Annotated in this window: 12 protein-coding genes; 4 read left to right on the top strand and 8 right to left on the bottom strand. The window is 49.2% G+C overall.

The features are described 5' to 3' along the window. Positions 1 to 20 precede the first annotated feature (20 nt). The 4 genes from EXU85_RS02355 to ppsA all read right to left on the bottom strand — a co-directional run bounded on the left by EXU85_RS02355 (position 21) and on the right by ppsA (position 5,384). A complete protein-coding gene (locus tag EXU85_RS02355; RefSeq protein WP_142770534.1) occupies positions 21 to 1,142 on the bottom strand; it encodes a DUF6544 family protein in 1,122 nt (373 codons plus the stop codon). A 21-nt stretch (positions 1,143 to 1,163) separates the two neighbouring features. After that, a complete protein-coding gene (locus EXU85_RS02350; RefSeq protein WP_142770533.1) occupies positions 1,164 to 2,156 on the bottom strand; it encodes a 2-hydroxyacid dehydrogenase in 993 nt (330 codons plus the stop codon). 129 nt (positions 2,157 to 2,285) lie between these two features. Then, positions 2,286 to 2,975 (bottom strand): hypothetical protein, encoded by a 690-nt coding sequence (locus EXU85_RS02345; RefSeq protein ID WP_142770532.1) that lies wholly within the window; start codon positions 2,973 to 2,975, stop codon positions 2,286 to 2,288. Positions 2,976 to 2,987: 12 nt separating this feature from the next. Beyond that, a complete protein-coding gene (ppsA, locus tag EXU85_RS02340; RefSeq protein ID WP_142770531.1) occupies positions 2,988 to 5,384 on the bottom strand; it encodes a phosphoenolpyruvate synthase in 2,397 nt (798 codons plus the stop codon). A gap of 172 nt (positions 5,385 to 5,556) precedes the next feature. Between ppsA and EXU85_RS02335 the strand changes: the two genes are divergently transcribed. Continuing rightward, positions 5,557 to 6,384, top strand: a complete 828-nt coding sequence (locus EXU85_RS02335; protein WP_142770530.1) for a universal stress protein — start codon at positions 5,557 to 5,559, stop codon at positions 6,382 to 6,384. A 218-nt stretch (positions 6,385 to 6,602) separates the two neighbouring features. Here the strand turns inward: EXU85_RS02335 and EXU85_RS02330 are convergent, their stop codons facing one another. Together EXU85_RS02330 and EXU85_RS02325 are read right to left on the bottom strand one after the other, a co-directional pair. Next, the gene (locus tag EXU85_RS02330) at positions 6,603 to 9,242 is read right to left on the bottom strand and encodes a hypothetical protein (protein ID WP_142770529.1); all 2,640 of its coding nucleotides are present in this window, start codon (positions 9,240 to 9,242) and stop codon (positions 6,603 to 6,605) included. A 53-nt stretch (positions 9,243 to 9,295) separates the two neighbouring features. Beyond that, positions 9,296 to 9,541: a hypothetical protein gene (locus tag EXU85_RS02325; RefSeq protein ID WP_142770528.1), complete on the bottom strand. Its 246-nt coding sequence runs from the start codon at positions 9,539 to 9,541 to the stop codon at positions 9,296 to 9,298. Positions 9,542 to 9,742: 201 nt separating this feature from the next. Here EXU85_RS02325 and EXU85_RS02320 point away from each other — a divergent pair, with 201 nt between their 5' ends. Next, on the top strand, positions 9,743 to 10,870 hold the full coding sequence (locus EXU85_RS02320) for a L,D-transpeptidase family protein (RefSeq protein WP_142770527.1): 1,128 nt from the start codon (positions 9,743 to 9,745) through the stop codon (positions 10,868 to 10,870). Positions 10,871 to 10,970: 100 nt separating this feature from the next. Further along, complete coding sequence (gene glgP / locus EXU85_RS02315) at positions 10,971 to 12,638, top strand: alpha-glucan family phosphorylase (RefSeq protein WP_142770526.1); 1,668 nt, start codon at positions 10,971 to 10,973, stop codon at positions 12,636 to 12,638. 23 nt (positions 12,639 to 12,661) lie between these two features. Here glgP and EXU85_RS02310 read toward each other — a convergent pair whose 3' ends face one another. Continuing rightward, positions 12,662 to 14,281 carry a PAS domain-containing sensor histidine kinase gene (locus EXU85_RS02310; protein ID WP_142770525.1) on the bottom strand — a complete coding sequence of 540 codons (1,620 nt, stop codon included), beginning with the start codon at positions 14,279 to 14,281 and terminating at the stop codon, positions 12,662 to 12,664. Between the two features lie 280 nt (positions 14,282 to 14,561). On the opposite strand from EXU85_RS02310, the gene EXU85_RS02305 reads away from it, so the two are divergent. Beyond that, positions 14,562 to 14,882: a thioredoxin family protein gene (locus tag EXU85_RS02305; protein ID WP_142770524.1), complete on the top strand. Its 321-nt coding sequence runs from the start codon at positions 14,562 to 14,564 to the stop codon at positions 14,880 to 14,882. A gap of 84 nt (positions 14,883 to 14,966) precedes the next feature. On the opposite strand, the gene EXU85_RS02300 is transcribed toward EXU85_RS02305, so the two are convergent. Then, positions 14,967 to 15,203, bottom strand: coding sequence for a GlsB/YeaQ/YmgE family stress response membrane protein (locus tag EXU85_RS02300; RefSeq protein ID WP_142770523.1), 237 nt, complete (start codon positions 15,201 to 15,203; stop codon positions 14,967 to 14,969). Between the last annotated feature and the right edge of the window lie 56 nt (positions 15,204 to 15,259).

Below are 15,259 nucleotides of genomic sequence, written 5' to 3'. Positions count from 1 at the left end.
TACACTAGCCAATATTCAGGTTAATACAATACGGGGTAATTGTAGTCGATATCCGTAATCTCCCATTGGTAATAGTCAAAATCCCCAGTGGGTAGCCGCCAGATAACATCACCTTTTACAGGAATAACCACGCCATCCATTTCTTTCCAGTCACGAACGGGGATATACCATTTTTCTAATTTCCCATCTTTACCACCGCCCATGTACCGATTGGCCGATACGCTGGTAAGTCGATGCTGTTCATCAAAAGCAAACACGGCGGTAGCCGATACGCCCTTATAGCTCATTGTTGCCTGGGCATGTGTTGCATCTATAGCCCGCCACTGTATGAATGGACTAAGCGCTGCCGAAGGAAACCAGCACATTTCGCCCAGATATCGTAGTAAGGTTCCCTGATCGGTTTTCGCATCCGACGCATTGACCACAGGCACTAATGACAGCGCCTTAATCAGCATATTTCCCTTCCCATCGGCGTATTTATCCCGACCCGATAAGGGCAAAAACGGTAGCATGCGTACGTCAGCCTCCCAAACAAACCCCGGCTTATCGACACCAAAATACTGCACTGCTTTTGTTGGCATCCATCGGCCTTCTGGACTCGTACGCATCAGACCAGTCTGCCGCAGCCGCACGGTATGGACGCGCTCTTTCCCAACTATTCCGCTTGCCTGTAACCATTGTTGCACAGGAGTGGGCAAGCCGTTGAGCATTTTCGGTGTAACCACACGCTGATCATCAGCAGGCTGTCTAAGCAATTGACGAACTTCCCGGTCGGCCTGCATCTCAAAACGATCGTGCGAATAAGCTAATACCAGTACCAGAGCGATACCCACATTTACCAGTGTACCAGCGTGTGCATCCGGCCAGTAAATGATAATGAGTACCTGCGAGAGTACGACACTAACTCCTGCAACAAGCAACCACCAGTCACGTTGGAGCAGACAAGTCACCATGGCCAGCAAAAAACCCAAACAGACAAGAAGCCATAGGAGTCCCAACAGTTTAGACGTTTCGTCGGATACATGTATCCATGATTTACCACTAAGCTGGCTTACGGTGGCTAACTGCCACTGTTTCAGGAATCCCAGGACATGAAGAAGGCCGTGGGCCATCAGCAACATAGCAACTAACGTACGAAGCATAGGAGTACACCATAGGGATGATTAACACATGGACGCTTTCGTAACCAGCGACATCTGCTGGTTTTCGTAGAAGCTGAACTGGTTCAGTAAGCTCCGGGCAATTTGTCGCTGAGCATCTTCGGTTAAAAAGCCCTGATGAGCAGTCAACAAGACCTTAGGATGTTTGCGTAGTCGGTTCAGTACGTCATCAGCGATCGGTCTGTCCGAAAAATCGTAGTGAAAATAGAGTCGCTCCTTCTCATACACGTCAGCAGCATAACCACCTAGTTGCCCGGCATCCAGCGCATCAAGCACGGCAACCGTATCAACCAAACGCCCCCGGCCTGTATTGACCAGAATAGCCGTAGGTTTTATAAGAGACAACGTATGGTCGTTGATGAGGTCTTCGGTCAGGGGCGTAAGCGGGCAATGGAGCGCAATTACATCCGATTGGTGAAGAAGCTCTCCCAATGAAACATAGGTCACGCCCGTTTCCAGGAGTCGGCGATCAGGATTGATATCGTAGGCCAGCAACTTACAGCCAAACCCCTGCATGATACGGGTGAATGCCCTGCCAATATGCCCCGTACCAACAATACCAACGGTTTTTCCGTGTAAGTCCATACCGATCAGTCCGTCGATGGCAAAGTTACCGGACTGTACCCGCTGGTTCGCTTCAGGCAGGTGCCGTATCAGGCCCATTAACAGAGCAACGGTATGTTCGGCCACGGAATAAGGTGAATAGCCAGGTACATTTATCAGGTTCATACCCAGATCACTAATAGCCAACTGGTCCACATTATCCAAGCCAACACACCGCATACCAACAAGGCTGATTCCCAGCTCTTTCAATGTTTTGAGAACAGGACGACTAAGGTCATCATTCACAAAAACACATACGGCCCGGTGGCCTTCTGCCATATGAACGGTTTCCAGCGTTAGCATTTCGGGAATGTACGTGATCTGATGATGAGCGCAGTACTGATCAAACCAAGTTCTCTCGAAAGGCAGTGCACTAAAAAAGGCAATATTCATAGAAATCACGTCTAGATCTTGACATACCAAAATTGGCTTTTCTACCGATAGTAGCCTATGATATGGCTCAGGACTCAACCTGACTTTACACAGGCGAGTCTAAAACTCCTTCAGGAATTCTTCTGCAGTTTATGGATGCCGAAATCCCCCTCCGCCAATGCCCAGTGTAAGAAAAAAACCGTGGGGTGAATAGGTAACCGGCAATAGTATGGTGGAGCCGCTTCGATCACCATGCCACTCATTTGAAGCCGATGCCAGTCGATACCCCGCCCGAATATGTAGCATAGGCCCGGCATACAGGGTTGGATCGGAACCCGTTTTCAAAACAAGCCAGTCGATGGTTATGCCCACGTCGGTAGCAAAACCATCGAGGGTGTGGGTTGTAATGAGGCCACCTGTCGGAGTCGAGTTGACATTAAACGAGTTAATTCCTGGCGCTACAATGGGGTACAGTTTCGTTCGTTTCGTATGCCACATAATCCAGCCTACCCAGATATGCGCATTGGATGCCGATGATTCGATGGCTGTTTGGGCGCTTACATCCTGAACGCGCTGGTTGATGAACGCGGAGACACCGGCTCCCACTAACCACCGATTTCGACGACCATAAATCTCGGCCCCCAGCATACGATACAGGTCGTTGCCAAGTGGATCTGCAGTGTTACTCACCCGCTGAACCGCATTGGCCGCCCCTGGCCATACACCCAGCCCCCCGTAGAAAAACCCAGCCCCACCCCGTACAGGCTGCCCCATGCTTAGCATTGGCAACAGAAATACAAGGAGTAGACTATAAAACCCTTCCTTTTTCGCTCTATTCATTGGAGTAGCGACCTAGACTGAATTTAGAATCAACCTCGTTTCTGCGTCGTGGATCGTTGTCAGTCCACGGAGGAAGGCATCGGGTGTCAGCGATAGGCTATTGATTCCTTCTTCGGTCAGAAACTGCGCAAAATCCGGATTGTCGCTGGGCCCCTGTCCACAGATCCCCACGGGGCGGTTAGCATGGCGCGCTTTTTTGATCAGCATCGCAATCAGATCACGTACGGTTGGGTCGTTTTCGTTGAAAAGCCCCTGTACTGTAGAGGAGTCCCGGTCAACGCCCAGCGCCAGTTGGGTCAGGTCGTTAGAGCCGATGGAAAAGCCATCGAACAGCTCCGCAAAGGCTTCGGCCTGCATAATATTACTGGGAATCTCAGCCATAACGTAAACTTCCAGCCCATTCTCCTGCCGAGTAAGGCCGAATGTATCCATGACGGCAAGCACCCGTTTGCCTTCTTCTACAGTCCGGCAGAAGGGAATCATCAGTTTCACATTCACAAAACCCATCTTGTCGCGCACCCGTCGCATGGCCTCACATTCCAGTCGAAAGCCATCCATGTACCGTGGGTCATAATAGCGACTGGCACCACGCCAGCCCAGCATTGGATTTTCTTCCAGAGGCTCGAAGTCGCACCCTCCCAGCAGATTGGCATATTCGTTGGTTTTGAAATCACTCATCCGAACAATAACTGGCCGGGGGTAAAAACTAGCCGCGACCAAGGCCACCGACTGAGCCAGTTTGTCCACAAAAAACTCCTTCTTATCCTGATAGTGCCGCGTTAGTCGATTAATCTCATTTTTGACGGCGTCATCGGTTACCTGATCGAAGCGAGCCAGGGCCATCGGGTGAATGCCAATGGCATTCGCGATGATAAACTCCAGGCGCATGAGGCCCACCCCATCGCTGGGTAGTTGCGCCAGCCGAAGTGCCTGCGAGGGGTCGCCCAGAATCAGCATACATTTTGTTCGGGGTTTGGGCAGGTCTATTAGGTTAATAATCTCCTGGGTAAATGGAATAGCCCCTTCATAAACAAACCCCTCCTGCGCATCGAGGCATGAAACTGTAATGGTAGCCCCATCTGGAATAACCTCGCTGCCGTTATTGGTCCCCACAACCGCCAGTGCCCCTACTTCCCTGGCTACAATAGCCGCGTGACTGGTTCGGCCTCCCCGGTTGGTGATTATGGCTGATACCTTCTTGAGTATCGGGTCCCAGTCGGGCGTAGTGATATCGGTGACCAGGATGTCGGTCGAGCAGATTGACGCAGGTACATCTTTGGGCGAGGCCACTACCCGGGCGGTTCCCGTTACAATGCGCTGACCAATACCCTGGCCCTGCGTTAATGCCTTAGCCGGTGCCTGTAGGTGGTATTCTGTGAGTTGGGGAGCTGCTGCACCAATGCTGGTAATGGGCCGGGCCTGCACAATGTAGAGTTGTTGATCAATATAATCTTTAGCCCATTCGATATCCATGGGTTTGCCATAGTGCTGCTCAATCAGTAAGGCCCAACTAGCCAGTTGGTTCACCTCGCTATGCGTCAGTACTGGCTGTTCCCGTCGTTCCTGTGGCGTCTCGATATTTACCGTTTGCTTCGTTGCTTCCGTTGAGTCAGCGTAGACCATCGTGACCGACTTGTCTCCTAGTTTCTGATTAACAATGGCATTGGGTATCCGATTGATCGACGGTTTAAAGACGTAAAATTCATCGGGATTGACATTACCCAGCACTACATTTTCGCCCAGTCCCCAACTACCGGTAATCAGCATCAGATTGGCGTGCCCGGTATCGGGATCGACCGTAAAACACACCCCGGAAGATGCCTGATCGGAGCGAACCATTTTCTGTACCCCTACCGACAGCGCTACTTTCAGATGATCGAATCCGTTATCCTGACGGTATTTGATAGCCCGATCGGTAAACAGGGACGCGTAACAGGCCTGACAGGCTGTTAATAGTTGCTCTTCGGTTTTAATATTCAGGAAGGATTCGTGCTGACCGGCAAAACTGGCATTAACCAGGTCCTCGGCAGTAGCACTACTACGGACCGCTACCTGAATAGTCTCCTGATAATGCCGTTTTAACCCATCGAATGCCTTTTTTACAGCCTCGGCAATGTTGGGTGGCAGCGTTGCCTGTTGAATCAATACCCGAATCTGGCTACCAATAGTGGCTAGATTTGTAAATCCCTGTATATCCAGCTCATTGATCAGTTGCTGAATTGGCTCTTTTAATTGGTTATACCGGATAAATTCAAGATAAGCCTCAGTGGTAAGGGCAAACCCATCGGGAATGCGAACGCCGTAGAACCGGAGCCCATTAAATAGCTCGCCCAGCGATGCATTTTTACCACCAACCTGAGCAATCATGCCGTTGTTGATCTGACTGAATCGAAGTACCCAAGTGTTCATAGCTGTACGCGGTTAGTAAGATACGGCCGCAAGCTAAATAGGGTATAATCGTCCATAGATGACTCCGCTTAGGCAAGACATTGATTATAATCAAGTTACCCTCTACCATTAATCAGCTAAAATCAACAAAACAAAGAGTTGCTTTGGGACATAAAACAAACTTGTACTCACCATGAAGACGATTCTGGTTCCAACTGACCTAAGTCTAAGCACTCAGTATGCGCTCGATGTGGCCGTCAGTCTGGCACGCACCTATCAGGCCGAACTAATTTTACTCCACACGGTGCTTTATGAGTTGATCCCCCAGGCGGCTGCGGAATATTCTCCAGAGCTTTCAGTCGCCATGGCAGAAAACTACCAGGATGCCCGTAAAGAAGCAGAGGCAGCTCTCCGGAAACTCATTGCGAATCCCCGATATGCTGGCGTAACGATAAAACCCAAACTGGGTAGTAATTTCGATGGGCTGATTCGCTGCATCAATGAGCAACCCGCCGATCTGATTGTACTAGCCTCAAAAGGGGCATCGGGACTAATGGAATGGCTGGAAGGCTCCCACGCTGAACTTATTGTTCGGCATGCTAACTGCCCGGTCCTGGTTGTAAAGCAACCTATTTCCCACTTCCAGCCTAACCATATCGTCTGTGCAATCGACATAGATGAAAAGCTAAAAGAAAGCCATTCGGAGCCCTTCCTGCTAACAGACCAAGGTCTCCGCCACTTTGTGTACGTGTTGACACCCAGTGATAGCCGACAACCCGAGGGCATTCGGCAATGGGTAGCCGACTACGCTCTGGCAAAAGGAATCAGCCCGTATACCCTCGACATCTGGCATGATAAAACTGTACCGGCTGGCATTATCAAGTATGCCGAGGACGTAAACGCGGATATGATCGTGCTCTACACGCATGGGTACAAAGGCCTTCGGCACTGGATTGAGGGCAGTGTTGCCGAAGACGTCCTGAATCATGCCAATCAGCCTGTACTGATCTTGCGAGCCTAAACAGTCGGTTAGTAAGCCGTTAGGCAATGGACAAACCAGTCTCATCGTCAAGCACTTATGCCTGGTTATTAAGTTATTGGTTTTTGTTGTATTGGCCAATTATAAACTCATCAATAACCTACACTTAAATACGACAATAGCTCCTACGAAAAACGCCCCCAACTGTTAGGGGCGTTTTTTTGATTTACCAGGAGTCACGCGGGCATGAACCAATTCGTTTACTTTGAAAGTACCCGTAGCGTTTTACGCTCAGTGGACGTCGCTACTTCTAACAGTAGCAAGCTAGAGTCCTCTATCGGTAGGCTCAACACCAGTCGCTCAGCGACTTGCGCTTGTTCGATCTGTTGTTGACCAACTACTCTCCCTCTGATATCTGTTAGTTTCACTTGCAAGGCTTGCCCCTGTACGCCGGTAACTTCTGCAACCACTTCCTGATTAACAGGGTTGCCCAGTAATTTGACCTGTAAACCAGTACCAACTTCGAGACTACTGGCCAGTCGGGCGCTAACCAGGTTACAGGTTGTGGTGTATTGAGTGGTATACTCCTGACCGCGCTGGCGGGCATAGAGGGTGAACACCATTCCATTACGCTGATAAGTCGGTACAAAGAATTCCGCAGAAAGTCCCCAATCGCGCAGGCCGGGCACCTTGTACTCAATGGCCGATCCGTCGCCACCTGTACTGCCGAGCACTAACTTACCTGTTTCGCATTGATAGGTTGGTGGAATGAGCGTCAATTGGCTAGCACAGGCACTTGTGTACTGAGTGGTATACTCTTTCCCACTCTGGCGGGCATAGAGGGTGAACACCATTCCGTTCCGCTGGTAGGTTGGCACAAAGAATTCCGGAGAAAGTCCCCAATCCCGCAGACCAGGCGCCTTATACTCAATGGCCGACCCATCCCCGCCCGTGCTGTTGAGCACTAACTTACCGGTTTCGCACTGATACGTTGGGGGGATCAATGTCAACTGGTTAGCACAGGCACTTGTGTATTGAGCCGTATATTCCTGCCCACTCTGGCGGGCGTAGATTGTGAACACCATCCCGTTCCGCTGGTAAGTGGGAACGAAAAATTCAGGAGAAAGCCCCCAATCCCGTAAGCCGGGCACCTTATACTCAATCGAAGTTCCATTACCGCCAGTGATATTGAGTACCAGTCGGCCTGATTCGCATTGATAGGTCGGCGGAATGAGCGTTAACTGGGTAGCGCAGGAATTTGTGTATTGTGTGGTATATTCTTTCCCACTCTGGCGGGCATAAAGGGTGAATACCATTCCGCTCCGTTGATAGGTCGGCACAAAGAATTCGGGCGAGGAACCCCAATCACGCAGACCGGGCACTTTATAGTCAATAGGGGCCCCATCTCCACCGGTCGTATTGAGCACCAGCCAGCCCGTTTCACACTGATAGGTAGGTGACAAAAAGGTGAGCGCGTCTTTCTGTGGTGGACTATCGGACCCCAACTTAACTACCCAGGCATCCTGATCACCATGATTACCAGTCACATCACCATCATTGGACGTTGTTGATCCGGCTAACACATAGCTACCATCAACTGTGGCTGTAATGGCCAGAGCGGCATCGAAACCTGTTCCACCATAGGTCTTTTGGCTAATTATGTCCCCAGCACTATTGAGTTTAACAAGCCATGCATCACTGCCCCCGTGGTTTCCACTCACATCACCATCGTTGGATGTGGTAGTTCCCGCCAGCATATAGGCGCCGTCTGGCATTGTCGTGGGGGCATACATGTTATCCTTTCCGCTCCCTCCTATTGTTTTTTGCCAGGTTAGAGATCCTGTACTGGTAAGTTTAAGAAGCCAGGCATCCCCGCCCCCATGATTACCACTTACATCACCATCGTTCGACTCGGTATAGCCACCAACAAGGAAACCACCATCCGCTGTTTCCTTAACGGCATTGGCAATGTCATGGCCGCTTCCACCAAAAAATTTATACCAGCCTATAGTGCCCTCGCGGTTCAGTTTACCAACAAAAACATCGTTCGTATTATCATAATGATGCCCAGTATTGTTTTTATTATGATCAGTTCCTACCGAAATAGGCTGGGATGGATAACCTGTTCCATACGACCAAGACAGTTGGTATGAAGAAGTCCTACCCGCTACCACACAACCGCCATCGGAAGTTGCAGTTACAGCATACAGTTCATCACTGCCATCTATACCACCGAAATAATGATCCCACATGAAATCGCCAACCCCGCTGAACTTTATTACAGCAAAGAGATGCGCTCCTCCTGGTTTTAAGCCCCGATTAAACGTATGGCCAGCTACCAGATAACCCCCATCGGATGCCGTAGTAACTGAAGTGGCATATAAACCTCTTGCTTCATCCCGGTACTGTTTCCAAACGATCTCCCCCGCACTATTAATCTTAAATACCCATATATAGATCGGGATAAACGGATTGAAACCACTCATATCGCCATCCCGCGACGTAGTTAAGCCTGTTACCACATAGCCGCCATCGGGGCTCGCAGTTAGGGCGCTGGCCTGATCGTCGCCCATGCCACCAATCGTCTTTTTCCAGATAATTGTACCCGCACTATTGAGTTTCACGATCCAGGCGTCGTGGGCTCCTCCGCGATAATCACTTATCTCTCCATCATTGGAGGTCGTTGAACCCGCTACCACATAACCGCCATCTGCAGTCGCCAGGATGGCGGTAACAGAATCATTTTTCGATCCACCAAGCGCCTTTTGCCAGTTAATGGTTTGAGCGGTGGATATAGTCACAACGCCCAGGCACAAGATAAAAGCCAGAACCAACGCGCTAACCGTTGCGCTGGGCAGTTTAGGCACGGATAGAACTACTATAGGTAGTCGAGTTTTCATAAATTATAAATCATATGGGTGAACGAATAGGTTAATCAGCAATCTTCAGCGACTCAAACAACACTAATTTCTTTTTCATCATGGTATTGTAATCTACCGTCAGACCAGTTGAGGACAACCCGCCAGATCCCTTTGGCAAGTTGGGCCGTTGATACAACATGACGCGGTTTCGTATCCGGCGTTACTGGTATATGGATTTCATCACGTACGTTGTTCGTTGGACTAAAGGTTAAATCGCCTTTACGAAACGACATTGGTAACACAAAGGCCAGTAACTGAGAAGCGGGTTCGAATGTCATGGTTTTAGATGAGTAGGCAAGTAGGCCCGGAATGAGCCCTGAAAAGAGATTTAACGATACAAATGTGGTTGTACGTAGCCCAACAGGCCTATGATACGCGTCAGACACTGAATTGACAGATTTCAGGTAACCCACTGACAATCATCAATAAAAAACGGGCAGCTATCGTCTAGTTTTGAGCATCTCCTTCCGAGCTGCTTTATGTCTGTTCTACGCAACCTGATTGTCCTCTTTTTGCTACTTCCTCTATTGTCTACAGCCCAAACCAGCGACGACTGGACCCGCCTGCGTCAATATGGGAACGAGATCGGTGTAGATAGTCTTTGTCCGTCGCCCGATGTGGCTTGCCTGACAACTTATTTTACACAAATTGTTTACGGGAAGCCCCCCCGGCGAATCAGCTATCAGGGCCTGCATGAGCAACTTGATACGGTACGAATAAACCAACTTACTCAGCAGTTTCTGGCTGGAACTGATTGGTGCCCACTGCTAGATTCACTGGAATCACATGACCGCAACTACCGGCAGCTAAAGGAATACTGTATGCGCTGCCTGGTTGACGACTACATGGCCGATTCGCTAACTATTGAACAAGTCAAAACGACACTCAACACTTACCGCTGGCTAAACCGCTTTCCCGCCGAAAAACGGGTCGTTATCAACATTCCCTCGGCCTCCATGCGGGTCATTGACCGGCAAGGGTCTACGCTGCTGAACAGTCGGGTAATTGTTGGCAAAGCCAGCACACCGACTCCCTGTTTTACGGCACAGCTCACCGACATCGTAACGTACCCCTATTGGAATGTGCCCCGCTCAATTGCGATCAAAGAACTGCTGCCGCAAATTCGGAAGAACCCAGCTACCGTACTGGCCGAAATGAATCTACAGATCATTGACTCGAAGGGAAGAATCGTCCATCCAGATTCGGTAAACTGGTCAGGAAATCTGGCAAAAACCTTTCCTTATCGGCTTCGGCAATCGACTGGCTGCGATAACGCCCTGGGTGTACTGAAATTTACGATCAACAGCCCCTTCGACATTTACCTGCACGATACCAATCAGCGGTCTTTGTTTGCCCACGAGAAACGAGCACTCAGTCACGGTTGTATCCGGGTTGAAAAGCCCATTGAGCTAGCCAATCTTGCCCTGGGATCATCGCGCTTCAATCCTTCTTTCCTAACCACCTGTCAAAAACAGAACAGTCCGAAAACCATTCACCTGCCGCACCCCATTCCCGTTATTATTACCTACAACCTGCTCGATATCGACGAAACAGGTGCCATTGTGGTTAATCGGGACGTATATAACTGGAGTCAGATTGACTTATAGTTATGTATAATTGAATCGTGCGTATAAACCGATAACAATAAAATCAGACAGCTGTTGACTATAATGGCTGCCCTGGGTGGTTCATTACAAACCTGATAACATGAACGTTATAAACAACGAGAGCTCACCTGCACCAACCCGCCAGGTTGCTTATTTTTCCATGGAATTCGCCTTCAGTCAGGCACTCAAAACCTATTCGGGAGGCCTGGGCTTTTTGGCGGGGTCACACATGCGAAGCGCTTATAGCCTGAAACAGCCCGTGGTGGCCATTGGTATTCTCTGGAAATACGGCTACTACGATCAGGTGCGCAAGGGCGACCAGACAATGGATGTTCTGTTCCTGGAAAAGCAGTATAGCTTTCTTCAGCCAACCCATATAACGTTTCAGATTCAGGTCAATCATGCACCCGTCTGGGTTACGGCTTACTACCTGCCTCCTACAGTCTTTGGCACAGCGCCAACCTACTTCCTCTCAACCGATCTGCCCGAGAACGACTATCTGGCGCAAACAATCTGTCATAAACTGTACGACCCCAATCCCGAAACCCGGATCGCATCCAGCATTCTTCTGGGCATTGGTGGCGCTAAATTACTGGAAAAGCTAGCCATCACGCCAGACGTATACCATATGAATGAGAGTCACCCGCTACCGTTGGCCTTTTATTTGTACAGCCAATGGGGGAGCCGTGAGCCTGTTAAAGACCGTTTGGTTTTCACGACCCATACGCCCGAAGAAGCAGGTAATCCACGAACTGACATCCGCTTACTGGATCGGATGGGTTTTTTCAATTATCTGGACCTGGATGAGGTTCGTCGTATTACCGGAATCACCGATGACCAGTTCAACTGGGCGCTGGGAGCTCTTAGGCTAGCTGGTCGTGCAAATGCCGTTTCGAAAAAACACCAACAGGTTAGCCAGGCTATGTGGCAGGGTTACGATAACCTGGCTCCGATTCTGTCCATCACCAATGCACAGAATAACCGATTTTGGGGCGATCCAATCCTGGATACAGCCGCAGCCACTAATGATGATATTCGGCTGATGGCCCGTAAGAAAACGAGGAAACAACGTTTATTTGATGAAGTGGCCGATCAGACGGGCGACCTTTACGATCCCAACGTATTTACAATGGTCTGGGCGCGCCGGTTTGCGGGTTACAAACGTGCCGACCTCCTGCTTTCTGACCCTGCCCGGTTTGAGCGCCTGATGACCAACCCCCGGTATCCTATACAACTCATCTGGGCAGGAAAACCCTATCCGTTCGATTACGCTAGTATCGGTACGTTCGATCGACTGGCTCATGTATCCAAACAGTTCGTCAATTGTTCTGTTCTGGTCGGCTACGAAATTCATTTGTCGAGGCTGCTGAAACAAGGGGCCGATTTGTGGCTAAACACCCCCCGACTAACACGTGAAGCATCAGGAACCAGCGGTATGACAGCCGCCATGAATGGAGCCCTTAATTGTTCGACAAACGATGGCTGGATACCCGAATTTGCCCGGCCTGGCATCAACAGTTTCATCCTTCCTGAAGCGGATCTTAGCTGGCCCACCCATGAACAGGACGCGTTTGATGCAGACAATCTCTTCACTCTCCTGGAAACGGTTATTTTGCCGATGTATTACGAGCAGTCCGACAAGTGGATTGGTATGATTAAAGCCAGTATGCAGGATGTTGTCCCTTATTTCGACTCCGATCGAATGGCAACCGAGTATTATGAACAACTCTACTCGCTGCCTCAGGAGGCTATACTGCTTGCGGAATAACTAAGCTCCTACCTACCAGCCTACTACTTGCTTCCATCAGGCCTTTCGAACGGAAGAATTACAGTGATTATGGTCCCCTTATTCAACTCACTTTGCAGCGATACCTGACCACCCATCAATTCTACATAACGCCCTACAATGTGTAGTCCTAGCCCTGTGCCTGCGATGTTAGTCACATTATGAGCTCGAAAAAACCGTTCAAACATATGCTCCTGGTCTTCCTTTGAGACACCTACACCCTGATCTTCTACCGATAGGGTTAAATACCCATCCAGACACCTGCATCCTATCGTAACCATCGAGCCCACCCCGGAGTACTTTATGGCATTAGACAATAGGTTGACCAGAATTTTCCGAAACATTGAGGGATCTATCCAGATCGGGGCCAGACATGACAAGTGGGTTTGCACTCGCTGATCCGTTTTCAACATACCCTGCATATCGGCAACGGTTTCGCCAACCAGCTCTGCCAGATCTACCTCCGATGGATGAGCTTCAATCTTACCTTCCTCTAGTTTACCAACCGATAAAAACTCTTCGAGGATATCGTTGAGGTGGGTAACAGACGCCCGGATACGGTTCAGGTGCTTCAGGCGCTTGTCCTGTTGATCACCCCCAGGATACTTCTCAATTAATGTGGTGGAGGTTAGCACAGCCGTTAGTGGCGTACGGAACTCATGCGAAGCCATCGACACAAAGCGAGATTTTAGCTCCCCTAACTCCCGCTCAGCAACCAGTGCTTTAGCCAGTTCATCCTTCGACTGTTCCAACTGATCAAGTGTATTCAGAAGTGCCTGCGTACGATCCGCTACTTTCTGCTCCAGATCGGCATTAAGGTGCTCAATATGATCACGATGCGCCAGCAGTTGCTGTTCTGCTTCTTTTTTTAATGTAATGTCAATAATGTAGGCTACCACATAGAGTTCCTCTTCCAGCCGAAAGTAGCTCAAACTTACCTCAACGGGAAATACAGATCCGTCTTTGCGCTGCGCATGTAAATCCCGATTATGCCCCATGGCCCGTACATGCGGATCGGCATTGAAGGACTGGCGGAGTTTTTCGTGATAGCGACTCACGCCCATAGGCACGAGTTGCTCAATTGTTTTAGACACCAATTCTCCGGAAGCATAACCGAACAACTGATTAGCCAGTTGGTTAGCCGAGACAATACAACCCTGTTGATCGCTAACAATAATGCCGATGGTTGCGTAGGAAAAAATAGCCTCGTAGCGGTGAACACTATGCTCTAACTCTCGCTCCGTATTATGCAGGCGATCCTGGTCAATAAGTCGTATGAGCGCATACGGCCGATTTTGGGCTGTAAAGGCACTTATAACAAGTTGTCCCCAAAATGTCCTACCATCCTGCCGACCAATCTGGGTGGTCTCTTCGTGAGTTCCCGATTGAATAAGTCGCTCAACTAAGCTGATCCGGTGTTGATCTTCCAGCGGTTGGACGCGCAACGAGCGTGACCGAATGGGGTCGGTTAATAAGGCCTCTTCCGATGAGAATCCAAGCAACCGCACCCCCGCCCGATTAACCCGAACGAACCGCTCTTCCGTTAGGTCATAGATACCAATAAATTCATCGCTTTTCTCGAAAAGCAGGTCGGTCAAAGAGGAAGAATACAAATCGGTTAGCATAGGGAGCCAGCTATGTCTATCGGCAGATCCCGATAGTATTATGAAGTCAAATTACACTGTATTTCTCCAAACACTAACTACTACTATAGTAAAACTAATAAACCACTTCTACAAGAAACCATTTTATCAATAGTTGACTACTTGTAGAATTACTATTTATACACCATAACGAGTATAACAATCAGGGGTACAACTGACGCTCATCAATTCATTTACTGAACCAAAGCCCCACTTTTACATCGATAAAAAATGATTATTCTGGTGTTAAGGCTACGCTGTTATGAAACTTGACGATTCACCTCCAATACTAATACCCGGGAAATCGACGGTTTTATTGATTTTCATGCCATCCGAGCAGGCAAACTACCAACAACGGGCTGCCTTACTTACACTGGCAAACGGGTTGCAAAAGCATCTCGGCGACTTAGCACGTGTACTGAAGATAGATAAGGCCACTTACCCCGATGTGGTTCAGAGCTTTGATGTTACGTATATGCCCACTTTTGTATTGGTTCGTCAGGGCATCGAACTATGGCGACAGGTAGGTATGCCGGATGAAGCAGTACTAGCTAATCTATCTAAGCGCCTGTTAACAGCCTGAACAACTGCGTTGTTAACTAAAAAGGGACGGTACAGGCGTATAGCTGTATCGTCCCTTTTTAAAATTAAAGTAATCTACGTTCAATCAAAAAAGTCGCCCCAGAAAAATAAGTAGTACAGCACCGCCTACGGCAATAAGCAAGTTCATAACCAGACCGTCATTGTCGGGATCATTGCCAAGCTTACGGGCAACAAACCCACCTAAAAAGCCGCCTACAATACCCAGAATAACATTGATATACCAGGGATTGTGGCTGTCCATGATCCGGCTTGCAATGTAACCAGCAACGCCCCCGATTAGAATAGAATACAGAAAACCCATTGCTATACGTGTTTAGGTGAATGCCATGTGGCAATACAATGGTACATAAAAGAGAA

The organism is Spirosoma sp. KCTC 42546, assembly GCF_006965485.1.
Taxonomy (GTDB): Bacteria; Bacteroidota; Bacteroidia; order Cytophagales; family Spirosomataceae; genus Spirosoma.
The sequence above is the reverse complement of the archived record's forward strand: the minus strand, read 5'-3'. Positions and strand labels throughout refer to the sequence as shown.

Coding starts and splice junctions, on each gene's coding strand:
- EXU85_RS02335 (WP_142770530.1), top strand. CDS start 5,557: ATGAAGACGATTCTGGTTCCAACTGACCTAAGTCTAAGCACTCAGTAT.
- EXU85_RS02330 (WP_142770529.1), bottom strand. CDS start 9,242: ATGAAAACTCGACTACCTATAGTAGTTCTATCCGTGCCTAAACTGCCC.
- EXU85_RS02350 (WP_142770533.1), bottom strand. CDS start 2,156: ATGAATATTGCCTTTTTTAGTGCACTGCCTTTCGAGAGAACTTGGTTT.
- EXU85_RS02300 (WP_142770523.1), bottom strand. CDS start 15,203: ATGGGTTTTCTGTATTCTATTCTAATCGGGGGCGTTGCTGGTTACATT.
- EXU85_RS02305 (WP_142770524.1), top strand. CDS start 14,562: ATGAAACTTGACGATTCACCTCCAATACTAATACCCGGGAAATCGACG.
- EXU85_RS02355 (WP_142770534.1), bottom strand. CDS start 1,142: ATGCTTCGTACGTTAGTTGCTATGTTGCTGATGGCCCACGGCCTTCTT.
- EXU85_RS02345 (WP_142770532.1), bottom strand. CDS start 2,975: ATGAATAGAGCGAAAAAGGAAGGGTTTTATAGTCTACTCCTTGTATTT.
- EXU85_RS02325 (WP_142770528.1), bottom strand. CDS start 9,541: ATGACATTCGAACCCGCTTCTCAGTTACTGGCCTTTGTGTTACCAATG.
- glgP (WP_142770526.1), top strand. CDS start 10,971: ATGAACGTTATAAACAACGAGAGCTCACCTGCACCAACCCGCCAGGTT.
- EXU85_RS02320 (WP_142770527.1), top strand. CDS start 9,743: ATGTCTGTTCTACGCAACCTGATTGTCCTCTTTTTGCTACTTCCTCTA.
- ppsA (WP_142770531.1), bottom strand. CDS start 5,384: ATGAACACTTGGGTACTTCGATTCAGTCAGATCAACAACGGCATGATT.
- EXU85_RS02310 (WP_142770525.1), bottom strand. CDS start 14,281: ATGCTAACCGATTTGTATTCTTCCTCTTTGACCGACCTGCTTTTCGAG.